Annotated in this window: 23 protein-coding genes and 2 pseudogenes; 9 read left to right on the top strand and 16 right to left on the bottom strand. The window is 37.5% G+C overall.

What is annotated here, in order from left to right:
* Positions 1-139: 139 nt before the first annotated feature.
* Entirely contained in the window at positions 140-1,033 is an 894-nt protein-coding gene (locus tag F6K15_RS33170) for a tyrosine-type recombinase/integrase (protein WP_293069674.1), read from the bottom strand.
* A gap of 75 nt (positions 1,034-1,108) precedes the next feature.
* On the opposite strand from F6K15_RS33170, the gene F6K15_RS33165 reads away from it, so the two are divergent.
* Positions 1,109-1,570 carry a helix-turn-helix domain-containing protein gene (locus F6K15_RS33165; protein WP_293069673.1) on the top strand — a complete coding sequence of 154 codons (462 nt, stop codon included), beginning with the start codon at positions 1,109-1,111 and terminating at the stop codon, positions 1,568-1,570.
* 170 nt (positions 1,571-1,740) lie between these two features.
* Positions 1,741-2,514, top strand: a pseudogene (locus F6K15_RS33160) (IS66 family transposase); the annotation flags it as partial.
* 239 nt (positions 2,515-2,753) lie between these two features.
* Here the strand turns inward: F6K15_RS33160 and F6K15_RS33155 are convergent.
* The 12 genes and pseudogenes from F6K15_RS33155 to F6K15_RS33100 all read right to left on the bottom strand — a co-directional run bounded on the left by F6K15_RS33155 (position 2,754) and on the right by F6K15_RS33100 (position 15,352).
* Entirely contained in the window at positions 2,754-3,827 is a 1,074-nt protein-coding gene (locus F6K15_RS33155; protein ID WP_293069672.1) for a phage late control D family protein, read from the bottom strand.
* Between the two features lie 290 nt (positions 3,828-4,117).
* Positions 4,118-4,753, bottom strand: a complete 636-nt coding sequence (locus tag F6K15_RS33150; protein ID WP_293069671.1) for a LysM peptidoglycan-binding domain-containing protein — start codon at positions 4,751-4,753, stop codon at positions 4,118-4,120.
* Complete coding sequence (locus F6K15_RS33145; RefSeq protein ID WP_293069670.1) at positions 4,750-7,041, bottom strand: hypothetical protein; 2,292 nt, start codon at positions 7,039-7,041, stop codon at positions 4,750-4,752. The genes F6K15_RS33150 and F6K15_RS33145 overlap by 4 nt, the downstream gene beginning before the upstream one ends.
* 6 nt (positions 7,042-7,047) lie before the next feature.
* On the bottom strand, positions 7,048-7,545 hold the full coding sequence (locus F6K15_RS33140) for a phage tail protein (RefSeq protein WP_293069669.1): 498 nt from the start codon (positions 7,543-7,545) through the stop codon (positions 7,048-7,050).
* 795 nt (positions 7,546-8,340) lie between these two features.
* Positions 8,341-8,481 (bottom strand): annotated as a pseudogene (locus F6K15_RS33135) (DUF6760 family protein); the annotation flags it as partial.
* Between the two features lie 20 nt (positions 8,482-8,501).
* Entirely contained in the window at positions 8,502-8,864 is a 363-nt protein-coding gene (locus tag F6K15_RS33130; RefSeq protein WP_293069667.1) for a phage tail assembly protein, read from the bottom strand.
* Between the two features lie 141 nt (positions 8,865-9,005).
* Positions 9,006-10,154, bottom strand: coding sequence for a transposase (locus F6K15_RS33125; RefSeq protein WP_293069665.1), 1,149 nt, complete (start codon positions 10,152-10,154; stop codon positions 9,006-9,008).
* Between the two features lie 600 nt (positions 10,155-10,754).
* Positions 10,755-11,195 carry a phage tail protein gene (locus F6K15_RS33120; RefSeq protein WP_293069663.1) on the bottom strand — a complete coding sequence of 147 codons (441 nt, stop codon included), beginning with the start codon at positions 11,193-11,195 and terminating at the stop codon, positions 10,755-10,757.
* Between the two features lie 205 nt (positions 11,196-11,400).
* Complete coding sequence (locus F6K15_RS33115; RefSeq protein WP_293069661.1) at positions 11,401-12,534, bottom strand: phage tail sheath subtilisin-like domain-containing protein; 1,134 nt, start codon at positions 12,532-12,534, stop codon at positions 11,401-11,403.
* 175 nt (positions 12,535-12,709) lie between these two features.
* Positions 12,710-14,080 (bottom strand): phage tail sheath subtilisin-like domain-containing protein, encoded by a 1,371-nt coding sequence (locus F6K15_RS33110; RefSeq protein ID WP_293069659.1) that lies wholly within the window; start codon positions 14,078-14,080, stop codon positions 12,710-12,712.
* A 41-nt stretch (positions 14,081-14,121) separates the two neighbouring features.
* Entirely contained in the window at positions 14,122-14,742 is a 621-nt protein-coding gene (locus F6K15_RS33105; protein WP_293069658.1) for a carboxypeptidase regulatory-like domain-containing protein, read from the bottom strand.
* A gap of 19 nt (positions 14,743-14,761) precedes the next feature.
* Entirely contained in the window at positions 14,762-15,352 is a 591-nt protein-coding gene (locus F6K15_RS33100; RefSeq protein ID WP_293069656.1) for a DUF4255 domain-containing protein, read from the bottom strand.
* Positions 15,353-16,150: 798 nt separating this feature from the next.
* On the opposite strand from F6K15_RS33100, the gene F6K15_RS38825 reads away from it, so the two are divergent.
* From F6K15_RS38825 to F6K15_RS33090, 3 genes are all read left to right on the top strand, one after another.
* The gene (locus F6K15_RS38825) at positions 16,151-16,405 is read left to right on the top strand and encodes a transposase (RefSeq protein ID WP_363269230.1); all 255 of its coding nucleotides are present in this window, start codon (positions 16,151-16,153) and stop codon (positions 16,403-16,405) included.
* A complete protein-coding gene (locus F6K15_RS33095; protein WP_293069655.1) occupies positions 16,359-16,559 on the top strand; it encodes a hypothetical protein in 201 nt (66 codons plus the stop codon). Before F6K15_RS38825 ends, F6K15_RS33095 begins: the two co-directional genes overlap by 47 nt.
* Positions 16,560-16,767: 208 nt before the next feature.
* Positions 16,768-16,944, top strand: a complete 177-nt coding sequence (locus tag F6K15_RS33090) for a transposase (protein ID WP_375341103.1) — start codon at positions 16,768-16,770, stop codon at positions 16,942-16,944.
* Here F6K15_RS33090 and F6K15_RS33085 read toward each other — a convergent pair.
* The 3 genes from F6K15_RS33085 to F6K15_RS33075 form a co-directional block, all read right to left on the bottom strand.
* Positions 16,884-17,633 (bottom strand): nuclease-related domain-containing protein, encoded by a 750-nt coding sequence (locus tag F6K15_RS33085; protein ID WP_293069653.1) that lies wholly within the window; start codon positions 17,631-17,633, stop codon positions 16,884-16,886. The genes F6K15_RS33090 and F6K15_RS33085 overlap by 61 nt on opposite strands.
* Before the next feature lie 127 nt (positions 17,634-17,760).
* On the bottom strand, positions 17,761-18,456 hold the full coding sequence (locus tag F6K15_RS33080) for a hypothetical protein (protein WP_293069651.1): 696 nt from the start codon (positions 18,454-18,456) through the stop codon (positions 17,761-17,763).
* Positions 18,440-18,835 carry a hypothetical protein gene (locus F6K15_RS33075; protein WP_293069650.1) on the bottom strand — a complete coding sequence of 132 codons (396 nt, stop codon included), beginning with the start codon at positions 18,833-18,835 and terminating at the stop codon, positions 18,440-18,442. Before F6K15_RS33075 ends, F6K15_RS33080 begins: the two co-directional genes overlap by 17 nt.
* Positions 18,836-19,016: 181 nt before the next feature.
* Between F6K15_RS33075 and F6K15_RS33070 the strand changes: the two genes are divergently transcribed.
* From F6K15_RS33070 to F6K15_RS33055, 4 genes are all read left to right on the top strand, one after another.
* A complete protein-coding gene (locus F6K15_RS33070; RefSeq protein WP_293069648.1) occupies positions 19,017-19,271 on the top strand; it encodes a hypothetical protein in 255 nt (84 codons plus the stop codon).
* A 131-nt stretch (positions 19,272-19,402) separates the two neighbouring features.
* Entirely contained in the window at positions 19,403-19,687 is a 285-nt protein-coding gene (locus F6K15_RS33065; protein WP_293069646.1) for a hypothetical protein, read from the top strand.
* 101 nt (positions 19,688-19,788) lie between these two features.
* Entirely contained in the window at positions 19,789-20,196 is a 408-nt protein-coding gene (locus F6K15_RS33060; RefSeq protein ID WP_293069644.1) for a helix-turn-helix transcriptional regulator, read from the top strand.
* A gap of 306 nt (positions 20,197-20,502) precedes the next feature.
* A partial coding sequence (locus F6K15_RS33055; RefSeq protein WP_293069642.1) for a hypothetical protein occupies positions 20,503-22,064 on the top strand: 1,562 nt, incomplete at its 3' end.

The raw sequence follows: 22,064 nt of genomic DNA, 5'->3' as shown, positions 1-22,064 counted from the left end.
GTTAACAGCAACTGGACTATGGAACTTGTACCTGATGGCAGCATAAATAATCAAATCACTAACCAAAATTAATTAGTTTAAGTTTTCATTTTTCGCTCACCTAAGTTATTTCCCAACAACTCTATTAAATATATACTTATCAGTCATTTTTTAATAATATTTTCAAAGCTTTTTGAGCAACTTTTTCTGCTCTTAATGATGTAACTTTTTGATACTTTAGAGTAGTTTGAATGTGAGAATGACCCATCAAGGCCCGTAGTTCCTCAATTCCCATTAAACCCACTCTTTCTGTGGCAAAGGTATGACGTAAATCATGTAGTCTTACTCCTGTTAATATAGGATTTTGATTGGTTAATTCTCTCCATAAGCTATAAACTCGATGATAGGATAATCGGGTAATAATTTGAGTTAAGGGATGTCTTGCTGTAAATAGAGCTTGATGAGGTTTGTATCGATAATATTGGATATAGTTTTCTAAGTGGGTAGCAGCATCTGAACTGTAAAAACACCAGCGTTTTTTATTACCTTTACCCACTACTTGAAATTTACAATTATCTCGGTCAATATCTTCTAAATTTAAGGATAATAATTCGCTGATTCTTGCTCCTGTGCGATGCAGAAGTCTGACAATAGTATGTAGACGAATATCTGGTTTAACTAATTGATATAAGGTTTCTAGTTGTTCATTGGTTAAATAACGAATTACACTATCATCCTGATGTTCGCCTTTGGAGCGATTCGGTTTTTGTTGTCGTATCCCCGTGGCTGGATTAGCTTTAATATAACCTTTTTGTACGGCAAAGTTGAATAAAGATTGTATAATTGTTTGATGACGGTTATGGGTTGTATAAGATAAATGAGTTAAGGAGGTTAGATAATCTTCAATTAGTTTTCTATTAATAATTTCAATGGGGTAACTACCGAATTTTTCTAGTAAGGGCATTAAAGTTACTTCATAAGATAATTTGGTAGAGTTAGATAGGCTGTCTCTATAAATAAATTCAGTGGTAACTTGAGCTAGAGTTTTAGTCACACATTAAGAGATATTAATTGTTCTTTTTCTTGTTCTCTGTGAGTGACTATTAAACAGGATTATTATTAAATTTTTATGTATATTATTGATTCATCTAAAACCCCAAAACCAGAAGAAACCGTGGGCGAGTATTTGAGAAGATTGAGGGAAAGTGCTAATATCTCTCAGCAAGACTTAGCGGAAGCTGCTGGTATTCATTTACAAAGTTTAGGTAAGTTGGAAAGAGGTTTAACTAAACGTTTAAATAGTAAAACTAAGAAAGGATTAGCTATTGCTTTAAATATTCCAGAAGAATTTTTGGAGGCGGTATTAAATGGGAAATCTGTTGAAGGGGTAATCCAAAAACAGTTTTGTCCTCGTTGTTGGAAAGGTGGTACGACTCCTGACCCAGTTTGGACACTTTCTCGTGCTAAGTATTGTTTAATTTGTGGGAATGTTTTATTAAATTCTTGTCAAAAATGTCAGGAACCTTTAATGTCTTTTAAGCATAAGTTTTGTCCGAATTGTGGTACTCCATATACTAAAAAAAATAAGTAGGGCTTGCTATCTATGAACGTTTGAATTTGTGCTGTTGTGTAGTTGTATGCGCTCAGATAGTTGCCAACCAAAACGCTCTTATTTACAAAATGTATGACGCTGCACAGCCGTGACACTCTCCTTGTATTTCTGCCATACTGTCATCTCCCCCGATTTTTTTCACTCTCCAAGTACAAGAACTAAAAGATTGGGTCAAAACTCAACCTCAGGTTCATGTGGATGAGTCCCCGTGGTTGGTACGAGGAGTAAAAGAATGGATGTGGGTAATATCGTCCGAGAAATATAGTTTATTTCATGCCGGAGATACTCGTTCACGAGCCGAACTGGAATATCTACTTGGTCAAAGTTTTTCGGGAGTGCTGAGTTCTGACGATTTTAGTGTCTACAACGGCTATCCAGTCGTAGCCCAGCAGAAATGTCTAGCTCATCTACGACGACATTTTCAGCAAGTAACTCGTCTGAAGCAACCCCATCAGAAAGCTTTGGGAGAAGCATTTCTTTCCTTGATAGATGAAGCCTTTACTCAACATCGTCAGTGGCGTGAAACTCGTGAAGCATCTACTTATGCTTCTTGGGCCGAATCTTTCAAGGTGCGGCTTAAACAGGCAATTTCGACTTGGAGTGCCAAAGCAGGTCATGTAGCAGGGCTGTTGTTGAAGTCCTTAAGGGACAAATCTCATCAATGGTGGTATTTCCTTGACCATCCTCAAGTACCTCCCGATAATAATCGGGCGGAAAGGTCATTGCGTTTGGCAGTGACCAAGCGTAAAGTGGCTGGTGGTTCTCGCTCTTGGCCTGGATTTCGTCGTTCGGCAACATTGTTGAGCGTCATACAGTCTTGTCGGGCCCAGGGTCGCTCTGTTCTTGATTTTTTGAGGCGATCGCTTTCCTTGGCAGTGCGATCGCGTTCTCACGAATTATCTCTCATTCCTGTATTTGAGTAATTGGGATGATTTTGTCAACCCCTACACCTGAATGCTTACAATTCAACAATTAAATAATTAAATAATTCAGGTTTAAAGCCTCCCCTTTCAAGGGGAAAAAAATAAATTTTTTCCTTGATTAGTCAATCCTCTCCCTAAAAGGGAGAGGTAATTATCCATTATCCATTATCCATTATCCATTATTGAATTATAGATACAGCTATTAACTTTTGACTTCTGACTTCTGACTTCTAACTTCATTAAGTCGCATTTCTCCTAACAGTAAAAGAAGTTTGATAACCCTCAGATTCTGAATAAGAATGTTCGACAGTCATCAGATAATAAAGACCTCCAAATTTATTACCAACCCCAGCAATTTCTATCACTTTACCAGCCCGTAAACTTGGATAACCTTGGCAAGTTCCCTCCCCAGTAATATAGTTAAGCAAGCCATCTTTAAACTGTCCTAAAGACATATTGTCAGCTTCGGCCTTACTTGAAACAGATTGATTAACAATTATATCACTAGATAAACCAAAAGCTTTTTGAACTTCTTTAGCACCGGAAGTTGAACCTCCCATTATATTACCTTCTTTACCGGCCCCCGCTGTCCCTAAAACCATTGCTTTATCCTTGGGAATCCATCCTTTTACCTGCACTTGGTAAACTTGATTCATGGTACTTAAACGAGGTTGAAAATCTCGTAAATCATCCCCATAAGTTATAGTAAAAAGTTTTTGTTCCTCATTGTCAGGGGGACGAAAATATAAAGTTTTATTATCAACAACTACTTCATAACCAAGACGTTCTGCTCGCTCTTGTAAAAATTCCCAATCAGTTTGATTTTTTTGTAAAACATATTCTAATTTAATCTTAGTATCTTCTACTTTTGCAGTAAGTCCTTTCGCTTTAGCAATTTGACTAACAATATCACTATCTTTCATTTGAGTAAAAGATTTTGTCTGACGGCCCCGCAACAAACGGTGACGTAAATCATGTCCTCGAATTACTAATATAGGAGTAGTATCTTGGGAAAATTCCGGTTCAAGTCCAGTAATTTCTCCCACCATAATAGTTTCGATATTATTGTTATATCCTATCTGAATTTCAACACTATCTCCTAACTCAAAAACCGTTTTATCTATCCAAGTAAATTCTTGCTTTTCTAGGTCCCAAATAACAAATTTTAATTCAAACATACCAGGTGCTTCTAAATCTTCCGACACCTTTACTGAGATAAAATCTGCTTCTAATTCTGGGGAAATAGCCTTCTGTTGAACTAAAATTTTAATATTAGGATTAAGTAATTCTTCACCACTAGGTTTTTCAGCCATTTTTTATTTCCACTCAATAATATTAATTAAAGCTTGTAGTAGGGCTTTAGCCCTTCTGTAGTTCGGGCTAAAGCCCTACTACAAACAAAAACTTTAGCTATTAACTGACGGCTGAATGTTTACCAAAATAATTGGGTTATTAGCCCCGACTTTTAAGGCGAAATGTTTTTGGAGCATTACTCTAATTCCTGTTACTAAAAAAACTTCTGACTTCCCCTCCTGCTCCCCTCCTGGGAGGGGTTAGGGGTGGGTTGGGTTAGGGGTGGGTTTACTTCTGACTTCTGACTTCGTTAAAGAGGCGGAATAGTTAACACTGTTCCTGGTGTTAATTTTCTGGGATTAATTAAATGATTTTCCTCAGCAATAATACGCCATAGGGAAGGATCTCCAAATTCTTCAGTAGCAATACTACTTAAAGTTTCTCCCCTTTTTACAATTCTGACCGGATCATCTATTGGATTTTCAATTTTTTTCTGTTTTTCGGGTTCTTTCCACTCTTTAAAAGTACAATCTAAGGTTGCTCTTACAGGTGTTCCATCTTGGAGAAAATGGGTTAACTTTTTAGTTACAGTTTCCAAAAAACAATCAGCTAAAATAACACTATCTTTACCAGAAATAGTCCCCCATATTAGTTGACAACGAGGAGGTCTTTTTTTATCTGTCCCAATCCGAGGTTGAGTTAAACTTACAATCTGTTTGGTGTATGTCTGCACATTTTCTGGTGGATATTGATTGAGAGTAGTATCAAAGAATAAATTCAGACTTAAAGTAGCAGATTCTTCTGCTGCTAAAAGTCCATAGTCTCCCATTTTTCCACCAGGTATAGTTATGGTAATTTCACTGGGATTAAAAAGAACTTTAATTTGGTCTTTAAAGTCTCCAGGGCTACTTTTTTCAGCTTTAATAGTTAATTTTTCTAGAGTCATCTACTTTTACCTCTACGTTCACTTTCTATTACTAAACGTCGCATTAATTTACGTTCAACTTTATTGGCTATAGCATCTATATCAATCTTTGAATTTGATTTATTTGCCATAGTCGAAACAGAAGTTTCTGTTGGTGGTGAAGGATTAGCATAAATTTTTGGGAATGAGGAAGAATTAGTATTTGCTCCTATTGAATTTTGGTTTGATATGTTTGGTTGTTGATTAATACTGTTTGATAATTGTGTATTTTTTGAATTATATAAAGGTAAAGGTTGAGATTTTAATTTGGAATTAATTGGAGAAATAACAGGGGTGGTCAGAGGATAAATATTTTGATTGGTATTATTTGGTTTAGTTTGTGAGTTAGAAATATTAAAAGATTGATTTTGATAATTTAGTTCATCTCTGGCAAATGATATTTCTTTCTCAGCAAAATTCACTTGAGAGGTTAAAGGTTGAGTAGTCACGATGGGCAATTTTTGTGAGGATATTTGAGATTCTAAATTCTTTTGTTTGATTGAATTTATTTGGGTTGAATAATTATCATCTTGTTGAGGTTGTTTGAGTGGCACTAGAGTATTTAAAGGATTAACTAAGGGAAGAGATGAGGGCGATAAAGAAGAATTTTGCTGTTTTGCTTTAATGATGGGAAGTGGTTGTTCAGAAATACTTGTAAATTCTTGTCGTAACGGCATTTCTGAAATCTTAGCTAATTCCTCAGAAATTGGTTGTGGAGAAACTACTGGTATTTCTGATGAGGAAATAGAGGTTTGATTAATTCTTTCTGTCTCTTGTTGACTCGAACTTGATGAAATATTTGAATTTAATTCTGAAATATTTGATGAATCAATAAATTTTCCTTGTAACGGCATTTCTGAACTCTTAGCTAATTCCTCAGAAATCGGTTGTGGCGAAACTAACGGTATTTCTGATGGGGAAGTAGAGGTTTGATTAATTATTTTTGTCTGTTCTTGACTCGAAGTTGATGAAATATTTGAATTTAATTCGGAAATATTTGATGAGTCAACAAATTTTCCTTGTAACGGCATTTCTGAATTTGCTAATTTCTCAGAAATTGGTTGTGGCGAAACTAACGGTATTTCTGATGGGGAAGTAGAGGTTTGATTAATTATTTTTGTCTCTTGTTGACTCGAAGTTGATGAAATATTTGAATTTAATTCGGAAATATTTGATGAATCAATAAATTTTCCTTGTAACGGCATTTCTGAATTTGCTAATTCCTCAGAAATCGGTTGTGGAGAAACTAACGGTATTTCTGATGGGGAAGTAGACCTTTGATTAATTATTTTTGTCTCTTCAGAAGTTGATGAAATATTGGGATTTAATTCTGAAATATTTGATGAGTCGATAAATTTTCCTTGTAACGGCATTTCTGAATTTGCTAATTTCTCAGAAATTGGTTGTGGAGAAACTAATGGTATTTCTGATGAGGAAATAGAAGTTTGATTAATTATTTTTTTCTCTTGTTGACTCAAAGTTGATGAAATATTGGGATTTAATTCTGAAATATTTGATGAGTCGATAAATTTTCCTTGTAATGGCATTTCTGAAGTCTTAGCTAATTCCTCAAAAATTGGTTGTGGTGAAACTAAGGGTATTTCTGATGAGGAAATAGACCTTTGATTAATTCTTTCTGTCTCTTGTTGACTCGAACTTGATGAAATATTGGGATTTAATTCTGAAATATTTGATGAATCAATAAATTTTCCTTGTAATGGCATTTCTGAAGTATTAGCTAATTCCTCGGAAATTGGTTGTGATGAAACTAACGGAATCTCTGATGGAGAAATAGAGGCTTGATTAATTTCAGTTTCTAAAGAAAGAGAAGGAATTTTTTCATCAGAAAAATTAGAAGTTGATAAATCTGTTAAATTTTTAACAGCTATAGTCTTATTATCTTTTTGAACTGGTTTGACTTGAGAAAAATCTTCTTTTCGCTGGATAATAGGAACTAAAGGCTGATTTTTAGATTTATTAGACACCTGAACATTATCCTTTCCAGTCACCATTTCCTGTTGCCTTGGTGATGAAACAGGTTGTGCATAAACAATAGGAACAGCATCATACGATAGGGTATTAGTATTATTACCCCAACGTCCCATTTGTTGACTAAGGAGAGGTACGCGATTTAAAAAGCGATCGCAACGATTTATTATCCCCCGACTCATGGCCATTTTAATCATTCCTGGTTGATGTAAGGGACGAGTGAGTCTATTTACCAACCTATTATTGAGAGAATCTTGCCAATTTGATGAAACATTTGTCATAATTTATCACCCAGAAAATCTACGCAACTTAGAAATTCCTTGATGTACCAGTTCAATTCTTTCCACAGCAATTTCATCACTACTAGCATTAAATTGTGGCCCTTCCCACTTGACAGGATATGCCTTTTTCACCGTCCACCACATCACCGGAATTTGCTGACTATTAAGCAACTGAATCGTACCATTTAATTGTTGAATCAACCCTTGAGTTGTTGCTTGATACCAGGTATAAAACAAATCAGTATTAACTAATCCCCGACTTAAAACCAAATTCGGATAAGTAGTATGTTTAGGAAATTTATGTACAAAACCATTTAATCCTCCTTCCTCATAAGATTCCAATTCAATTTCACTACTTAAACCACTAACTTCACTAAACCCACCAACAACAACTCCACCTATTTCTACGGCAAAATTATAACTCATGTAGGGGTCGTGTCCTACTAAACTGGCAGCAGAACCTGCAAGTAAAGCTGCTTTCAGTCCAAGAAATATTGGATTCATCCGTTCCTCCTTCGTTAATAAATAATGAATAATGAAAACTATCTCTAATAGACATCTCCGGTAGCATCGGTATTCTAAAAGGGTAATAATTTAGAATTCAGAATTCAGAATTCAGAAATTGGGGTTGCACATTAAAGAATGATAATAGATTTTCAACTGTACATATATTAAGGAAAGAATTATCCAAAAATATCAAATGTTCGGATTTATCATTCCTGACTGTGTAATGCCCAGAAATTTGCTTTCTCAGGCTTTATTTAAGGGTATTAACCCTGAAAAAACTTAAATTTCCTGTAGATATTCACCCTTTAGTTTACACGCTCCGATACAAGCGGACATGATATAATTAGGGTTTGCTGAATAAATATTTTGGTAAGAGTAGGAGTCAGAATTCAGAATTCAGGGGAATTATAAATGCCCAAACCTTTATCTGTAAAGATTTTGAGAATTAATCAGCAAGTCCTAATTATCAATTATTAATGGCTTTGTTGCATGAAAGCATATAGCTGTCCCACTTGCTCCGCATATCTACAATAATAACGTGCGGAAACTGCAGTAACTATTGTCCAATAGATGAATAGAACATCAATGTTGAAAAGAAAAAGGCTGAAACTTTTGCCTGTCATTGCTTTTAGCTTTAATTTGCCACCCCTAACTATTGTCCAATAGATGAATAGAACATCAATAATCGCGACAGAGAGCGATATAGCTGCGGAATGGATGCTCTATCGTTATTTTCATGCAACAAAGTCATTATTAATTATTAATTATTAATTATTAATTATTAATTATTAATTATCCATTATTATCGTTTAGTCGCTGATTAATTTGTGCTACTTGTCCTACCCACTGCTGACGTTCTCGGTGTTCCATTGTCATAATATGTTCATAAGACCAATGAAAATGATATGCCAGATAAGCTACCTCCTCCATGAGTCTTTCTAGGGGGTAGCTAACTACTCCCCCATAGGAGTAGTTTCCACCTCAAACTCACCACCACAATGAGGACAAGCTACCCGGAGGCGACTATGACCATTTTGGTTAATTCTTTGATAAAAATCTTGCAAGTAAACAAAATCTCCCGAAAATAAACCCTCAATTACCTTAGTATTAATTTGCTCTATTGTTCCTAGTCGAACTACTGTCCTTGCTAAGAGAATAATCACTAAATAACCAGGATTTTTCTGTACCCTTGGATCTCGCATCGGGGCAATTTCATCATAAGCTGTAGAAAGCCTCATAATACCTTCTTTGTGAGTATTACCTTCCGAGTCAAGATATCCTTGGGGCAAGATAAAAGGAAATTCTGTTTGCTGCATAATCTTATTAAAAAAAATTGACACTCGCCCTTTAAATCAATTGATTATAAAGGGTGATTCTTGTATCACCGATTCTTGACTAGATTGCAAGTCAAACAAGTTGAGTACAAACCCCGTCAGACCACCTCCACAAGCTTTTTATTAAACGGTGTGCCCCACCGCCTTTAATCCTCTTTTTTCTATTATTTTGGCAGCAGCTACATCGCGGTTAATTTTGTAGTTACAGTTGCTGCAATTGTGCATTCTATCTGACAACTTTTTCTTCTCAATATGACCACATCGCGGGCATTCTTGAGATGTATAATCTTTGTCAATTTTTTCGTAATACTTACCTCTTTTCCAGCAAACAAACGGTAAGATTTCATTGATAAACTGACCAATCCCAGAATCTAGAGATTGCTTTCTCACAATTCCTCTAGACCAAGAATTAAAGTTAATATCTTCTACAAATATATTGTCAGATAAATCACAAAATTTATGGGCTAATTTGAAATGCCAATCACGTCTTGTATTAGAGATTTTCTCATGTAATCTAGCTATTCTATTCTGGAGTTTTAACCAATTCTTTGAGCCTTTATTTTTATGCTTTAACCTTCTTTGCAGTAATTTCATCTGGCGCAGTTTGCTTAACAAAAACTTAGGAGACTTGATTAATTCCCCAGTAGAAGTAGCAATGAAAGATTCGATTCTCGCATCAATTCCTAATGATATTTTACCTACTGAATTATCAGGTACTGATTCTAATGATTGGAAACTAATCAATACATAAGAACCCGTAGCTTTTTTGACTACCCTAGCCTGTTTAGCCACCATTCCTTCTGGATATGGCCTACTATGTCTAATCTTTAACCATCCCAGTTGTGGTAGTTTTACTCTGCTATTGCCAAAGCAATTTTTCAACATTGCAGGGAAGACAAAGCTTCTCATCCTCTTTTTGAATCTGGGAAAACTTTTACCTAAACTTTTCATTTCCGAAAATGCTCTGTCCAAAGTCTTTAAAGTTTGCTGTAAAACTTGAGCATTAACTGACTTTAATTTGGGATTGGTTTTCTTAGCTATGGTTAGGTTTTTTGCCTGAACATTGTAGTTAGGATATGGTGCCTCAGCAGGAATGATGTATTCAGAAATAATTGAGCAATTATTGATTGATGACTTCCTTGAGCTTAACCAGTCTTTGCGCTCTTTTAAAGCATAATTATACACAGTTTTACAAACATCAAGGATCTTGTTGATTTCTGATTCTTGATGTTTGCTTGTTTTGAGCTTGTACTGGTAAGTTAAAGTAATCAATTTAGTAATGACAACTACTTCTAAATACTCTATAAGTATAACACAAATTTATTCGAGTTGTGCATTTTTTTTGTGGCTTGAAATTCATCTCACCGCTAAATTTATAAATTATAGCGGGAGTCCTCTTTCAAAATTTTTTGATAGACATCTCCGGAAAAGAGGGAGTAGGGAGTAGGGAGTAGGGAGTAGGGAGTAGGGGGAAAGAATTGATGATTTATGAGAGATAATTGATTTTATTTTTGATTATCGGAGATGTCTAATAGACCTCTCCGGTTAACGAAGTCAGAAGTCAGAAGTCAACCCACCCCCAACCCCTCCCAGGAGGGGAGCAGGAGGGGAAGTCAGAAGTCAACCCACCCCCAACCCCTCTCAGGAGGGGAGCAGGAGGGGAAGTCAGAAGTGATTTTTGTAACGGGGATTAGAGCAACGCTCCAAAAATATTGCGCCTTAAAAGGCGGGGTTTTAAACCCACATTATTCTGATAAAGAGGGAGTAGGGAGTAGTAGGGACGTTCTACAATGTCCCTACTTTGTAGGGGAAATCATTGATGATTTATGTACGATAATTGATTTTATTTTTGATTATCGCAGATGTCTAATATTAACCAATGGTAATTCCTTCATGAACCAATTCCAGAGTTTCTACGGCAATTTCATCTGAGGTAGCATTAAAATCTGGAGCATTCCAAGTAGTAGGCCAGCAATTTTCTAAATTCCACCTGATTTTTTCTTCTCCTGTGTCATCTGCCAAAATAATTGAAAGATTGCGCCTATCTGTATCTCCACTTTGTAATTTTTTGTGCCATTCCCAGAGTTCTTGATTATCAGTAATTCCTCGTTTTAAGGTAATGTTGCCATAATCATTCAGACCAGGAACTTTACGCTTCCCTAACGATTTATCTGTTCCTTCTCTATAATCACTTGTATTGCGAGTAGCTGTTAAACCGCTACATTCTTGAAAACCAGCATGAACAATACCATCCCATTCAACCCAGAAATTATAACCACTATAGGGATCATGGGGATTAGAAAGTGTTGGCATAAAATAACCTCCTTTACTCAGTTATCAGTTATCAGTTATCAGTTATCAGTTATCAGTTATCAGTACCTTTGCCTGTTTGCGCAGCATAACCTAGGAAAGTTAGAGGTTTGAGACCTTATTTTTTGGTCAACAGTCGGATACCTCCACAAATAAAAGGTCCCGCATAATTCCGCTTTGTCCTAGTAAACGCAAGGTCAGGAGTATGTCAAGTAACTGTAATTCCACTACTACTTTGAACCAGCAAAAGTTGAATAAATTCTCCCGGAATAGTGGGTGCTAAACCAACTTCTGCTATTACCTGTCCCATCTCTCGATTTTCAGGGGGATTGGTTTCTTCATCACATTTCACATAAAATGCTTCTTGAGGAACAGCACCTTGGATAGCTCCTTGTTGCCACAAAGATTCACAATAAACACTTAATTCCCTTTCCAGTCGCACCCATAAACGGAAATCATTGGGTTCAAACACTGTATCCGTTAGGTTCTGATTTGCCCACCGTGCAAAAGTGAGAAATAAGCGACGGACGTTGACATATTGCCATTCAGGAAGGGAACTTAGAGTTCGCACTCCCCAGACTCGTATCCCTCGTCCTCGTAAGCTACGAATACAATTGATTCCTGGTTCATTTTCAGGATTAAGCTTTGCTTGCTCTGTTGGAGTTAAGGACAAACTCAAATCCAGTACCCCTTCAAGTTCTATATTGGCAGGTGCACCATGTACTCCAACTGTTCTATCAGAACTAGCATATATCCCGGCAATATGACCACAGGGAGGAATGGACTTAGGTTTACTGGAATTTGTCAGATCTTCGATTTTTAGCCAAGGTGCATATAATGCTCCATTATGACTAGAAAGTTGTTCTCTTTGCCCGTTTAGTTGTTTAATCCAGTTTAGTTTGTCAATATTATTATTATTCAAACCATCAAGAATGGCAAAGCGATCGCCCATACGCTCACAATGTTCTAAAACAGTTTGCTGCATTTGAACAATTTCTGCTTCTGTTCCGAGTATGATGTCGGGAACACAAACTAAATCAATATTTTCCAGGATTTCGCTTGCTTCTAAACCTTCTTGCAGTGCCTTAGGAGTATCATCTGCTAAGGCAATGACATAACAAAGACGACCTCCATTTTCAAAAAAACCTTTGACTGCATCTCGCAAATATTCCTCGCTCTCTAGCAAACTAGGAAAATATTGGTCAAACTGAGTCCACAAAGTTAGCTTTTGGGGTTCATTATGGTGTTCCTCTGCCAAGCCAAAGAATACCGGAACACCAGTCAGTAATTCAGGTTCTGCTGTTAGAACAATCTCGTTAAGAGAGATACCTGGAATTGGCATAAAACTCTAGGAATAGGGAACAGGGAACAGGGAACAGGGAACAGGAAATAGGAAAAAATGTGAAATAATTTCCTGCAATTACCATAGTGTCAAAGTTTTGAGTCTATAAAATCTTACTTTTGAATGCATGACTTTTGACTTTTGAATTCCATGAAACGTTTTAAAATTTTAGTTGTCACGAACCAGACCATTGACTGAGACGGAAAATCACAAATTCTGCGGGTTTAATAACTGCTACGCCAATTTCTGTGATAACTTGACCCAAATCTCGAACTTCAGCAGGGTTAGTTTCAGCGTCACATTTGACATAAAAAGCTTCTTGGGGTGTTGTACCAAATAATGCTCCATTGCGCCATTCGTTGGTCAAAAAAGCACTAATATTACGACGAATTTTGGCCCAGAGTTCGGAGTCATTGGGTTCAAAAACTGTCCACTGAGTTCCTTTATCAATGGAGTCTCGCAGATAATTAAACTGACGGCGAATATTTACATATTTAAACTCTCCGTTAGCATCACCACCCAAAGTTCGCGCTCCCCAAACTCGAATATTTCCGTTTAATTTGCGAATGCAGTTAATCCCATCGGGGTTGAGTCCATCTTGTTTGGCTTTACTCAGGTTATATTCTAATTCTAATGCCCCTAAAATTGTTTCATTGGCAGGTGCTTTGTGGACTCCCCTTTGTCCATCCACCCGTGCATAAACTCCGGCAATATGACCACTGGGAGGAACATAAATATTACTATTACTAGCAGGATCGTAAACTTGAATCCAGGGGAAATACAAAGCTGCATAGGTAGAATTGAAGGGTTTCAGGGTATCAACAACTCCTGTACCGCTAAGGTCGATGGTCTCTTCGGTATTTTCACTATCTAGGATAGCAATGCGATCGCCCATTTTTTCACAGTGGTCTTTAATATAAGACCCCAACACTAGATTTCCTGGGGCAACGACAATGGTAATTTCATCAATAGCTTCAAAATCCTCCAAAACACCATCAACTTCACTTTCCTCTGTTGTTATCCAGGTTACATAACAACGAGTTCCCCCATTTCTGAAAAAACCATAAACCGCATGAGCTAAGGTGTTTTGTCCTGGAGTCTCACCACTAGGGAGTACAAAATCACCAAAGAAGTTCTTAAACTCACTAAAGTTAGTACAGAGTTTAATTTCTCCTTTTCCTACTGAATTGATATAGTAATCAACAGTAATGTCCTCAGATGCAGGTGCTGTGGCAAATACAATTTGAGACTTTTGGGCATTATCGTCATTTACAAGGACAAAATCACTTGCTGGAACATTAACATTATCATCAACCTGAACATTCAATTCATTCTCTGCAACTGGATAATTGCTTAGATCAAAACTTTTTGTTGCATTATCTCCAGTTCCAACGTTTTCTCCAACGACATTATTAATGTTATATGATGATTCTGCAATAGTAATTGTGCCGATAAAAGCAGCAATACTTGTTCCTACCCCTACGATGGGAGCAGAACCGGAAGCAATTTCTTCTACATAAACACCGGGCGACAAATAAGTAGGCATTTAATGAACTCCTAGATTATGTTGTACTAATTTGCTTGACGCTAAAGAAATAAATTCTTTTCAGTTACCTTTGTTAGATCGACATCAACTACTTCAGAAACCTCATCATAACCAGTAGCAGATACATTTAGTGTTACCTTGTTGTTTTTCTGAAGTGTTGAAATTTCTACACCTAAGCGGTAGTTCCCCTGAAAATTACTTAACGTAAATTCTGTACTTTTGTCAACTTGTATTTTGGCTAAACCTATTCCTTCGTTGGAAATCGAATCTATAACCTGACCTTGAATTCCAACTGGGAATAAATCAATATCATCTATGACCGTTATAATTCTATTGCTAGAGTCTTCTTCTACAGTAAAATCTTTGGTACCATATTGAGTTCTACTTCCAGGTATGGAAGCTGCAAGAGTATATATACCTTGAGGTAAATCAACAAAGTAAAAATAACCATCACTAGCTGTAATTTTTCGGTCTGGCCGATCGCTCATTTTTTCCCACTGCAAACCGTATTGCAAGGCTTTCAGGGATAAAATTTCTTGGAATTTATCTGGCATTGCGATTATTTCTACCATTGCCCCAGAAATTGGTTTTTCCGTTTCCCCTTCTTCTAAAACCCTACCAGCGATCGATATCTGTGGGTTATATATAATCATATTAAGCATGATTACTTTCCTTAGTCAACTATTGAGAGTTAGGTTGATAAACTCCTACCAGTCCCACTTCTGTTCCTACTTCATCTACAGGAACAGAAATAGTAATAGTACAATGCAATACAACCTTGGGTTTTGTCCCATCTTTTCCACCCATGGCTTGCCAAAATTCCCCAAAACTTTGTAAATTACTAGGACGCAAACTAATTAGTCTCAGGAGGATTGTTTGTCCTTCAAAGTCATTTTCCACAGCATAGGTTTCAGGAATTTGTCTATGGCGCAGTAACACCTTCATAACTTCTCCCAAAAGTTGATGTTCTGCCTGGATATCTTTTTCATCTTCAAGCCAAGCAGTAATTAGATATGAACAATCTACCCTAGCAGGCGGACGTTTTTTGAGAGCTTTACCATTACTTTGCCGTTCAACTAACCAACTTCTGTCACGTAATTCCAAGTTCTCTCGCACGTCGTAGAGAAAACAATTGATTGCTGGCTTTTCTTGGATCGCCCCTTGATAGGGTGTATCAAAACTGATAGAAACCTCTGTTGTTGTTGTTCCAGGAAGGTATGGGATTTCTTTGTTCAGTAGAGATTTTAAGGTATTATCTAAATCCTGAAGCATGAGCTAATTTTTATCGTTGAGTGTAACATATTACAGTAATTTTCACTTTCATAAAATCAATACAACAGTTTACAAGTTGATGAACTTCCACTGAGTTAGTAGGCAACAGGCAAGAGAGAAGAAGGAGTATAAATTCATTGAACTCTCAATTATTTTCTTTTCTGGCAACGCCTACGTCAAAAGTAAGCAAGGTCAATGACTCCTTTACATAGGGGGAGGGATAAACAATTCCCTGGAGAAGACCGCTCTTAATTATTAGCGTGTTATAGACCTTAGATATATAACTTTCACATTCTACATATTCTATCACTACTTTCATGCAAAAAAACCTAAAAAAACTTAAATGGATACTTTAACCTACATTTTTCACGACAAAATCAAAATGTAGTATATAAAGAGGGGAAAATTTGAGTAAGTATTTAGACTCACATCTTGCACAAAAAAAAGTTGATATGAAGAGCAATGGCTGAAATGCTTATCTGACCGTGGTTTAGAGTTAGTTATCTCTTCTCAACAGAGAACTATTATTTTTTAATAATAGAAACCAGATTGTAAATTAATGTTACTCTACCCGATGACCCGCTTTTTCTTCATCGGGATATAAATCTAAGAGCTGATTTATAAAGAGAATCTAAAGAAAGTAGGGGATTAAGTGAATATGGTGCTACATTTACTTATTATGCTATAGTTAAGCTATGTTGTGACTAATGAGCCGTCTACCTGCGATAGCGTACGCTTAACCGGAGGTTATCGCTAATCCTCAACGTCAACCATACCCAAGTGACTTGAGCGACTCGTATGGGGGAAATACTCAAACCTCTAGTACCTTTACCCAAAGGGTTTGGTCATCCTATCGAAGTGGATTTCAGAGAAATTTTTAACGGTATATTTTATGTCCAACGGACTGGATGTCAGTGGGAAATGATGCCTCATGATCTGCCACCCTACAGCACTGTATACAGATACTTCAAAAAATGGCAAAAAGGCGGTTTTTGGCAACAGATTCATGGGCATTATACGCCAAAAATTAAGAACAGAATTAGACAGGGATGAAGACTCAACTGTTGCGATCGCTGATTCGTATGGCAGTGAAAACAACAGAAAAAGGGGGAGGTCTACGGCGCGTGATGGTGGTAAGAAAGTTAAGGGGCGTAAGCGTCACATTGTTGTAGATTCGATTCGGATTGTTAATTGGTGTGCGTGGTAACTGAAGCCAATGCCTCAGAACGATTAGGAGCAGTTGTGGTACTTAATGAGGCCAGAGATAAACTGTCGAAATTACAGGTGATGCAGGGTAGATCAGGGTTATTCTGGCAAGAATTTTGCGAGTGCAGTTCAGGAAGTTTGTGGCGTTCGCGGAGCGTTGCGTCAGCAGTATCGCGTGAGAGTGGAAGTAATCAAGAGAACTACCCAAAATGCATGAGCGGTTACCTAAGAGATGGATTGTTGAGCGGACTTTTGGTTGGTTAAATAGATTTCGACGTTTAAGCTCATATTATGAGGTCTATTCAGATGTAAGTGAAGCCATGATTTATGGCTCTTTAATCCATCTTATGCTTAGGCGACTAGCTAACTTAAGATTTACTTTATAAATCAGCTCTAAGACTTGGATGATTGTTGCATCAGGATTTGTAGATATTTTTGTAGGAGCAGGCTCCACTCTGACTGCTGATTCGGGATGAATAATGCCTCTAATAGTACTGAGTTGGTCGTCTTCTAGTCCCCAGAACTTAAAACGAACGGTAAATATTGATTCCAGGCGTTTGATTAAACCTCGCTCTCCTATATCTTCCCATTCTCCTAACTCGTCCTTATATACGGCTTGAGGTTTTTCCAGTATTGGGTAAATATTTTCATCTCTAGCCTCAGCTTCAGTCATGTTGGTCATCACCACTCCTACACCTACAGGGAATGCCAACTTTCCTTGAAATTCTCCCTCATCCTGACACAGTATTGAATAACCTTTGAACTTGTTCATCAAAGCATCTAGATAACCTTTGCCTTGTCGGAGGGGAGATTGGCAGCATTCAACTTTCCCATCAGTAAGTATTTCAAATATCTGATGGTTGGCTTTGAGAATTTGGTTAGCACTCCAGCCTTTGACTTCTAAAATTAGTAGTCCAAGTTCGGGACTAAGAATAATAAAGTCGGGATATGAACCTTTAATATTTGGCTCGTAGTAGACGAAAAAATCATCTGGTAGTTCATCTCTAAGTATCTTGAATAGGCGCTTTTCGCCTCGGCTGGCTGAAGGAATAGTATCAGGAATAGTTAAGGCCATTGGTCACATCTTTTTTGTTACTGTGTTTTTCCGATAGCAAATGCTATCGGAAAATATCGGACTTAAATAGTTGCTGGAACGATCGCCTTTATCCAAAACCAAGCGATCGCTTCCCACAAAAGTCAATCTATGCCACAGGCAACCTCACATCATTAGGAGTAGCTATTGGTTCAGCAAACATATTTCGGTTGAAACTATACCACTCACCGTTAACCTCAAATCTCTCAAAGTAAGCTTCCAATTTAGCCCAGGTGTGAGGATTCAAAGCAGCATCGTAGTCCCAATTGAAACTACTTTCTTGCCGATATCGTTGCTTCACTATTTCCAAATCTCTAGGTCGCCAATATCCGTCGAGTATGCGCTCTACACAATCTTCGGGCGGGGTTTCAAGCAAATCAACCATTGGCTGATTAACCACTATTTGCTTACTATCACGAACTCGCACAATACAGCAAGGCCGTTCATCTTCGGCAACTTCCAACATTCTTTTTAACAAAGGCAAGGGCAAATGCAGTTGGTGAGTCGCAAAAACGCCCTCAACTACTTCAGAAGCCAATTTAGAATCTTCCGGTGGAAATTCGCTTTCTCCTGTCATAGCTAAAACTGCTGGAATTTGATAAGGCTTACCACATTCTGGGAAAAATATTAAAGTCCATTTTTTCTTTAGATATTTGGCCCATCTAGCTAAATCACGAGCATATTTTCGCAAGCCTAGTGCAATCAACGCATCTGGAGCATAAATATGTATGGAATCCAATACAAAGCTAAGAGAGCAATCTTGTAGAAAAAATTCATCCAACTGGTTGTTACTTATTGCTGCCATTACCTTGTTTCCTTTTTGCTTGATTATTAAATGTGCGATCGCGCAATTTCAACAGCGATTCAGTATCCCATCCAGCCAACACCCTGCCCAATCCTATTAAAGTATCTGTATCGGGATACTCACCGTCAGCTACAGCTTCTAATTTTTCTAGCGGAATCAAAGCTTGCTCAGATAGCTCTTTTAGATCCCGTCCCACAAAAACTTGACTAAATTCTAAAATTTCATTTTTCAATTTCGGTGTTTGGGGTTTATAAGAATTCAATCCTACTTCGATTAGAAAAGCGGCTAAATTAGCTGGACTTCTACCTTGATCTTTGGCTGCTACAGTTAATTGAGCTGCAATTATATCTGGCAGAGTTATTTGAAATCTTTTCGACATTAAAAACACAAAAACTACATATATATGATAGCAAGCAACACAAAATATTCAAGGCCAATAATATCCTACTCAAAATTGAAACAAACAGTTACAAAATTGTAATAGACAGTTACAAAATTGTGTGATATTGTGGTAGGCATAGTAGGAAAACTCAATATCAAAAGTTTAAATGCAGATATAGATGAACAAAACTACTCAAATTTCCGAGTCAAAGCATAGAACCTGGACAGATACTTCCTACAGCCTAGCTGCTGATGACTTGTTGTTTACAGCAAAAGCAACTCATGGGGAGGCCATAACCTTAAACTGTCCGGGGCATAGCCGGGACGGGCATGGGTTTGCAATTCACTTTAAGGTGGAACATCTAGAGGCTATACATAGTTTATTGTCAGAATTGCAACTCCTCAAAGCTGAACAAATTCGTTCTATAAAATAGTTTTTAAAAGCTGTTTTAATAGAGAATTAATTGAACTGTGTAGCGATCGCCAGATATGAGTCAAAAGTAACTATTGATTACTATAGATATAGATATAGTTCAAATTCACCCTAGACAATGTCTTTAACAAAATGCCATGTAGAAAATATTCATATATCAAAACTGGCATGAGTCCTGAAGAGTATTGTCAAATATGGGTCCCTGTGCTTTACAAGACTTTACCTGAACAACGAGGATACAAAGCTCGTTGTATCGAAGAGCTAGCTAAAGTCACAGGTTTTACCGAACAATCTATAAAAAACTGGGGAGCTGATTTCAAAGGGCATCCTGATTATGTAAAGGTCATACTAAAACAGGCCAACATCATCAACGAATTCCGTCAGTTATTCAAGAAACACTTTCTTGATGGTACTTGACTGAATAGTAATACTTAGTTACCATAAGGCTAAATAAAAAGCTACAAGGAAGTTACAACCTTCCCTATAGCCAAAGCATATTGTTTTAAAACTTTCAAATTATGAATATAGCACATTTCGAGGAGACAAATCCAGTCTCCCTACTTTTGCAGTTTTCGTGGCTATCCCAAACGCAACTAGCAAAGATATTAGGAGTAAATCCATCTGCCGTATCGAGATGGATGTGTGGCGCAACAAACCCAAGCCGGACTATTCAACGACTAGCCTGGGAACTTTTACAGATTTTGAATAAGTGGCCACTGCCGTTCCCTCCCAAAATTGAAACAGCAGAATTGGACCCACTACAACTGCTCAAAAATTTCAATATTTCCAGAGATACATTAGCTGAAGCTCTAGGAGTTTCGGTTAGAGCTATTGGCCACTGGATTAATGGCCAGAACAAACCATCTCGAAAAGTACGCCGATTGGCCCATCAATTACACAAAAAGTGGGTTGTACTAACCGGATAGGATGTAGCGATCGCTCCCCCGTGTAACCAAGTGCAACCAACTACACTTGAGCCGAGCATCACTCCATCCGTACCTCCGTTGCATCAAAGTGATATTGCATCCATGTTAAAAATCTTGAACTGCGATCGTTCGTTCAAAAAATACCAAACTATACTGTATATAGCTGCAGTTGTGTTATTTTCGATCGCGATTCGTATATACAAGATTTTCAATTAACCCCCGCAACCCACCACTCTCTCTGATGTACACGGAATTCCCACTGTCTGCAACCAGGAAATTCTGTAAACGATATCAAAAAAATTCATTATGGTACTACATCTACAAAGCCAACAAGAGCTGGTGCGGATTCTTCAAATCCAGTTACAGCAAGAGCAAGAGCGTCTTGAAGACTTGACTAAAATTTCTGCGTTAGCAGCCGAATTGGCTCCAATACTCGGAAAGTATCCCGCAGAGCACACCGATTTTGCCGAGCAACTCGGATTAATCTTACCAATATTACCGTCACCATCACTACGAGTGATTGAAATAGTTGATGGCGATCGAAAAGACGAACAAAAGAATGTATTCTCCGATACAAATAACTCAAAATACGCCGAAAGTACTAATTGTCTAGATGAAAATAGTCTAGACAATCAGACAGAACTTCCTACAACAGAGAACGCATCAAAAGATATTGGTGTAACTTGGTACAACTCCATCAGTGGAGAAGTAAGCGCAGGTTCTGAGAAAAGGTATTTCCGCTTACTTTGGAACAACAAGCACAATATACATCAAGTAGGACTCAAAAAATCCGAATCCGCCAAGAGGTGGAGTAAAGATATCAATCCCACCACTCAACCCTTGATAGATGCGGTATGGCAAGAATTTAAAGCAGGTAAGCCCGCAGAATTTTTTATACAGAAATTGTACGAAGCAGCAAAGGAAGTAGGAGGTAAGTTTACTGGCTCTTTATGTAATTTAGGTGCTTCCGGCACTTTCCATCTAAATGAAACTTTTGGCATTTTCCATATCTTAAATGAAGATATTGAGGTAGGTCATAACGACGGTAACTGGTGGTATATCCGTCCAGGTCGCAACAAAATTCACTGTTCTGGCGACATTCTTGCCTTTGCTGAAATATTGAAAGGTATAAAAACGGATATAGTTTTAGCGGAGCAGAAATCAAAAGATAGCATAACTCCTCAGCTTAAGACAGCAGAAAATACCCAAATAGACACTGCTGAGATAGTAGATGTAGCTACGGTTCCTACTGTCACTTGGTACAACAGCAGTACCGGAGAAGTAAAAAAAGGTTCTTTTAAAAGGTATTTCCGGATAATTCCGGACGATATCAAAGATGAGCATGAAATCAAGTTTAAACAATCTGCCTACTCAGGAAACTGGATTCAACCAGATAACTCTACTAAACTATTTGCGGAGGCTATCTGGGAAGAATTCAAAGCAGGTAAACCCGATGCAGCAGAAGCCATTCTACAGAGATTGTACGATGTGCCAGAACAAGTAGGAGGTAAGTTTGTCAAAAGCCATTCAAGCTGTACTGTAGGTAATTTGGGCACTTTTTATATCCCAAATCAAGAAAGTATTGAAGTAGGCTATAACGACGGTAGTTATTGGTATTTTCGCCCTGGGTATGAAAAAGTTTACTGCACGGGAGATATGCATGAGTTTGCTGAAACCTTAAAAGGTTTAGCAAAAACAGAAAGTGCTAGTGAACCTAACAAAAACAAAACCTCCTCAAAGTCTTCCGACTGTTGGTACACACCACCAGAGATTGTTGAATTAGTAGAACTTGTGTTAGGAAAAATAGACCTAGACCCCTGTTCCGACGACGGAAAACACATACCAGCAAAATACCACAAAACCATAAG

Source organism: Okeania sp. SIO2B3 (genome assembly GCF_010672525.1).
GTDB lineage: Bacteria > Cyanobacteriota > Cyanobacteriia > Cyanobacteriales > Microcoleaceae > Okeania.
The sequence above is the reverse complement of the archived record's forward strand: the minus strand, read 5'-3'. Positions and strand labels throughout refer to the sequence as shown.